1 protein-coding gene and 1 pseudogene are annotated in these 1,714 nt (G+C 71.6%); one reads left to right on the plus strand and one right to left on the minus strand.

Annotated features, from left to right (window positions below; translation table 11 throughout):
* Positions 1 to 1,209 (minus strand): phosphoribosylformylglycinamidine synthase subunit PurL (purL, locus tag OQF71_RS14475; protein WP_280588514.1); only part of this gene is annotated, 1,209 nt, incomplete at its 3' end.
* Between the two features lie 191 nt (positions 1,210 to 1,400).
* Here purL and OQF71_RS14480 point away from each other — a divergent pair.
* Positions 1,401 to 1,714 (plus strand): annotated as a pseudogene (locus OQF71_RS14480) (hypothetical protein); the annotation flags it as partial.

Consider the following 1,714-nt stretch of genomic DNA (forward strand, 5'->3'; position numbering starts at 1 on the left):
GGCTTGTTCCGGGGCGGGGAGGGCGCGACCGGGCTGCGTCGGCGTCTCGCTCGGGAGGTCGTTCATCGGCGCGCCGTCGGCGAGGTACGCGGCGTCCACGTCGACGACGACCTCGCTCTCGTCGGCGTCGCCCGCGAACGTACAGACGTAGTTCCCGTCGGTCACCTCGCCGATGACCGAACAGCCGAGGTCGAACCGCTCGGCGAGCGCGGCGACGCGCTCGACGTCGTCGGGGGCGACCTCGTAGCACATCCGCTCCTGGCTCTCGGCGAGCAGTATCTCCGTCGCGTTCATCTTCGGCTCGCGCTGGTGGACGCGGTCGAGGTCGATGCGGGCGCCGAGCCCGCCCTTCGCGATGAGCTCGGAGGAGGCGCCGCCGAGCCCGGCCGCGCCGAGGTCGCGGGCCGACAGGACGAGGTCTTCGTCGACCAGCGCCTCGCTGCACTCGATCAGCCGCTTCTCGGCGTAGGGGTCGCCGACCTGCACCGCCGGCCGGTCCTCGGTCTCGGCGTCCTCCGCGAGGTCCTCGGAAGCGAAAGAGGCGCCGCCGAGCCCGTCGCGGCCGGTGGCGTTGCCGACGAGGACGAGCTTGTTGCCCGGTTCCTTCGCGGTCGCCGTCACCAGTCGGTCCTCGTTCGTGAGCCCGACGCAGGCGACGTTGACGAGGGGGTTCCCCTCGTAGCCGCCGTGGAAGGCGACGCTGCCGCCGACGGTGGGGACGCCGATGCAGTTGCCGTAGTGGGAGATCCCCTCGACGACGCCCTCGAAGAGGTACCGCGAGCGCTCGCGGTCGAAGCCGCCGAAGTACAGCGAGTCGAGCAAGGCGATCGGGTACGCGCCCATCGACATGGTGTCGCGGACGATGCCGCCGACGCCCGTGGCGGCCCCGTCGAAGGGGTCGACGAAGGAGGGGTGGTTGTGGCTCTCGACGCCGAAGGTGACGTACTGGTCGCCGTAGTCGTCGGCGTCGCGCTCCGACGCGGGCGCGTCCGCGGCGTCGGGCTCGGGGAGGGCGAGGACCGCCGCGTCGTCGCCCGGCCCGACGACGACCTGGTCGCCCTCGCTCTCGAACGCCGACAGCAGGGGCCGCGAGGAGCGGTACGCGCAGTGCTCGCTCCAGAGGTTCTCGAACAGCGCGGCCTCGGCCGTCGTCGGCTCCCGGCCGAGCTCGGCGACCACGAGCTCGCGGTCCGGTTCGGACAGACTCATTCACTTACGTGGTTACCGAGCCCGTTCTAATGCTTTTCCATGTGCACGTTCGTGGTGTGCATCCGCGACAGTCGGCGTTCGAGCGGCAGGGCCTTCGGGAGCGGTCTCCCCGGCACCGTCACGTAAGCAAGCGACGGCGAATCGCTCTCGACTACCCACACCCTATCAACGAAACCGCCCCCAACCGCCCCGTGATCCCCTTCAGCGACGTGGCCCGCGCGGCCTACTGCCCGCGACAGCTCTACTACGCCCGCCGCGAGGACGACCGGGCGGTCCCGCCCGACGCCGGCGCCAGAATCGACCTCGCCTTCCGGTACCCGACGCTCGTCGACGCGCCGGACGCGACGCTCCGCCGGCTCCCGATCCGCCGCTCCCCCGCCGCGTACCGCCGGAACCTCGCCCGCCTCCGCGAGCGCGCCGACTACGGCCGGCTCGTCGACGCCGACCGCGAGCGCGCCTTCGTCTCCGGAAAGGACTGTCACGGAACGGTTCACAAGGTGCTCGA

This window comes from Halorubrum sp. Boch-26, from assembly GCF_029889805.1.
Classification (GTDB): domain Archaea; phylum Halobacteriota; class Halobacteria; order Halobacteriales; family Haloferacaceae; genus Halorubrum.